We start from the raw sequence: 3,195 nt of genomic DNA on the forward strand, positions 1-3,195 counted from the left end.
GAACAACCTGGGCAACGCCTTTCAATGCCTCGGGACCCGCGAGAGCGGCACGGCGCGGCTCGAAGAGGCGGTCGCCGCCTATCGCGAGGCACTGAAGGAGTGGACCCGCGAGCGCGTGCCGCTGCAATGGGCAGGGACCCAGAACAATCTAGGCAATGCGCTTCAAAGCCTCGGCATACGCGAGAGCGGCACAGCGCGACTCGAAGAGGCGGTCTCCGCCAATCGGGACGCGCTGAAAGAATGGACCCGCGAGCGCGTGCCGCTCGACTGGGCCATGACCCAAAACAACCTGGGCAACGCGCTTCGGAGCCTCGGGGAACGGGAGAGCGGGGAAAAAAGGCTGGAAGAGGTGGTCGCCGCTTTTGGCGAGGCGCTGAAGGAACGGACCCGCGAGCGCGTGCCGCTCGACTGGGCGGCCACCCAAAACAACCTCGGCTCCGCGCTGGAAAGCCTCGGGAAGCGGGAGAGTGGGGTAAAAAGGCTGGAAGAGGCGGTGGCGGCCTATTGCGTGGCGCTGGGCGTCTTCGAGGCTGCAGAGGCCAGCCATTACATAGCCTTGACCCGAGGGAACCTCGAAAGGGCGCAAGCCCTGTTGACGGAACGACGAGACAGTTAGGCGCTCGCAGTCGCCCGATCCACGCGGATCACCGAGGCACGGTCCCCCGCCCCCCGGCCTCGCAGAGCCTCAGTCCAGGCCCATGCAGTTGGCGTAGTAGGTGACGGTGGCGGGCCAGTCGGAGAAGATGCCTTTCACGCCGACGTCCTGGGCCAGCACGTGGACCAGCTCGAACATGGCGCCGTCGGAATCCGTCACCTCCTTGATGGACTGATAGTACCAGCCGCCGCCGCTGCGCAGCGGGCCGGAGCGCTCCAAGGTCCAGGTGATGAGGTTGAGGCCGGCCTTGCGCGCCTCGGTGGCGTAGGCCGAGGGCAGGATCTTGCCGTCCCTGGCGGTCACCAGCATCCACATGGGTGGGGCGATGTAGTTCACGCCCTTGGCCTTCAGTTCCGCCATGGAGGGCTCGAAGGTCTCCGGGTTCATGGGGTCGAAGCCCTCGACGTTGTAGCGGCTGTCGAGAAAGACCGCCTGCTTGCCGAACTCCGGCTCGTTTTCGATCCAGTAGAGCACGTCGTTCAGATTGAAGGACTGGGCCCAGACGTCCTCCGGCGGCACGCCGGCCGCCTTGTACTCGTCGATCAGCTTCTGGGCGTAGTCCTCCTGGCTGAAGCCCTCGAAGGGCATCTCCACGGCGGGGGACTTCAGCTCCGGCGTGAACTTGGCGCCCAGCTTGCGGAACAGCGCAATGGACTCGGCGTGGGTCATCAGGGTGCCGGTGCTCTTGGCGTAGAGGTCGGTGCGCCAGTTGGCGGTGCCGTCCATATAGCCCTCGACGGTGGTGGCGGACTTGTCGGCGGCGTCCATCTTGCCGACCAGGGACTTGTACTCGGCCAGGGTGATGTCGCTGGTGCGGCACTCGGCGGAGGCGGGCCTGCCGCCGGAGGCCGGGGTGAAGCCGGCGGTGCACTTGTCCGCCAAGGGTGAGGCCAGGATGTTGGTGGTGGTGTGCAGGTCGTTCTGGGCGTGGCGGCAGACCAGTTCCTTATCCCTGGTGAAGGTGACGTCGCACTCCAGGATGCCGGCGCCCATGCGTGCCGCCGCCACGTTGGATTCCACCGTGTGCTCCGGGAACATCAGGGGCGCGCCGCGGTGACCGATGGAAAACAGGCTCTTCTCGAAGGTCTTGCCGGCGCAGGCCTGCAGCCTGGTCTTGAGGTCGCCGTCCTTCATCTGGTCGATCAGAAAGAAGGGGCGGGGGCCGAGCTGCACGCTTTCGGCCCGCGCCGTCTCGGCCTGGACGGCAGCGGCGCAAAGCACGGCGCCCGCCAGGGCCATCAGCCATGAGTTTCTCGTCATCTTCCGGGCTCCGATTTTCCAAACTCACCGAGGCAACAGTGGGGCAAGGATGCATGACCCAGGTGTGACCACTCGGTGACGTCGCGATGAAGACGCGACACGGCGGCGACAAGGGTCGCGCCGGACAGTCTTCACTGCTGTCCGGTTACACGCGCCAGTACGGCAAACAGGCGGTCGTCGAGTATGCAAGTCACGCCCCTCCCAACCTCCCCCCGTCAAGGGGGGAGGAGGTTTTATTCAGCCGCTTCAACAACTTCCCCCTCCCCCTTCGATGGGGGAGGGCTGGGGTGGGGGTGACTCCCCTTCCGCCGCAAGCCGTTCGTCACGGCGTGTTCGATCTCCTGTCCTGCGACCACCCCCTTGGCTCCAACACGCTGCAAACCAAACCGGACAGCCTTCAAGTCTGACGGATCGGAGGCGGAAACGACAGCCCGGAAACCGAACCGGCGCCGCGGTGATCCACGGCGCCGGTGCTGTCAAAACCCAAAAGGGCTCTCGGCGATCACCAGTCGGGGATCGAGTTGCCCGAGGGATCGATGCAGTCGTAGTTGCCGTCCTCGCCGGTGATCATGCCGCCGCCGGCGTCGTTGCAGCGCTGCACCCAGATGTCGAGCTGGGCGTCGCTGTCGTGTTCGTAGCCGGCACGCTGGGGCGGACCGCCCGGCTTGGTGGCGAAGCCGATCGGTGCCTTGGGCTTGTGGACCCCCGGCTTCAGGTGCTGGGGCCCGGACTGCGCCGCCGCGGCGGAGATGCCAAGGGCGACAAGGGCGGTGGCCAGAACGGCCCGCGAAAGAAATGCACGCTTGTTCATCGTAAGTCCTCATCATTGACGTTGTTGCGGCAATGGCGATGAGGCGTTGTGGCGGGCTTCCGGGTTCAACACAGAAGCCTCAATTAGGGGGTATGGCGCCGTATTGGCCGCATGGGCGCGCAGCGCGGAAACAACGCGTCGCAACAATCAACCGTGAAGGGCCTGGACCTGGCGCGGGCTCAGTCCGTCAGGTCTTCCCAGAACTCCTTCACCCGGGCGAAGAAGCCTTCGGACTCGGGGTTGGTCTTGCGGCCCTTGCCCTCGTCCTCGAACTCGCGCAGCAACTCCTTCTGGCGTTTGGTGAGGTTGACCGGCGTCTCGATGCCGACCTCGACATACATGTCGCCGACAGCCGAGGAGCGCAGCACCGGCATGCCCTTGCTGCGCAGGCGGAACTGCTGGTTGGCCTGGGTGCCGGCGGGCACGGTGATCTTGGCGCGGCCGCCGTCGATGGTGGGCACCTCCACCG

General features: G+C 65.9%; 4 protein-coding genes. 1 reads left to right on the plus strand and 3 read right to left on the minus strand.

Annotation, left to right across the window (positions count from 1 at the left end; all coding sequences use genetic code 11):
• Positions 1 to 616: tetratricopeptide repeat protein (locus Q0996_RS25140; RefSeq protein ID WP_299626875.1), on the plus strand; the 616-nt coding region annotated here is incomplete at its 5' end.
• A gap of 69 nt (positions 617 to 685) precedes the next feature.
• Here Q0996_RS25140 and Q0996_RS25145 read toward each other — a convergent pair.
• The 3 genes from Q0996_RS25145 to Q0996_RS25155 form a co-directional block, all read right to left on the minus strand.
• The gene (locus tag Q0996_RS25145) at positions 686 to 1,915 is read right to left on the minus strand and encodes a glycerophosphodiester phosphodiesterase family protein (protein ID WP_322096807.1); all 1,230 of its coding nucleotides are present in this window, start codon (positions 1,913 to 1,915) and stop codon (positions 686 to 688) included.
• Between the two features lie 502 nt (positions 1,916 to 2,417).
• Positions 2,418 to 2,726 (minus strand): hypothetical protein, encoded by a 309-nt coding sequence (locus Q0996_RS25150; RefSeq protein ID WP_299626878.1) that lies wholly within the window; start codon positions 2,724 to 2,726, stop codon positions 2,418 to 2,420.
• A gap of 179 nt (positions 2,727 to 2,905) precedes the next feature.
• A partial coding sequence (locus Q0996_RS25155; protein ID WP_299626881.1) for a DnaJ C-terminal domain-containing protein occupies positions 2,906 to 3,195 on the minus strand: 290 nt, incomplete at its 5' end.

This window comes from Pelagibius sp., assembly GCF_028289705.1.
GTDB lineage: Bacteria > Pseudomonadota > Alphaproteobacteria > Kiloniellales > Kiloniellaceae > Pelagibius.

What these genes read in the sequence shown, in the direction of transcription:
- Q0996_RS25145 (WP_322096807.1), bottom strand. Translation starts at nt 1,915, where the DNA reads ATGACGAGAAACTCATGGCTGATGGCCCTGGCGGGCGCCGTGCTTTGC.
- Q0996_RS25150 (WP_299626878.1), bottom strand. Translation starts at nt 2,726, where the DNA reads ATGAACAAGCGTGCATTTCTTTCGCGGGCCGTTCTGGCCACCGCCCTT.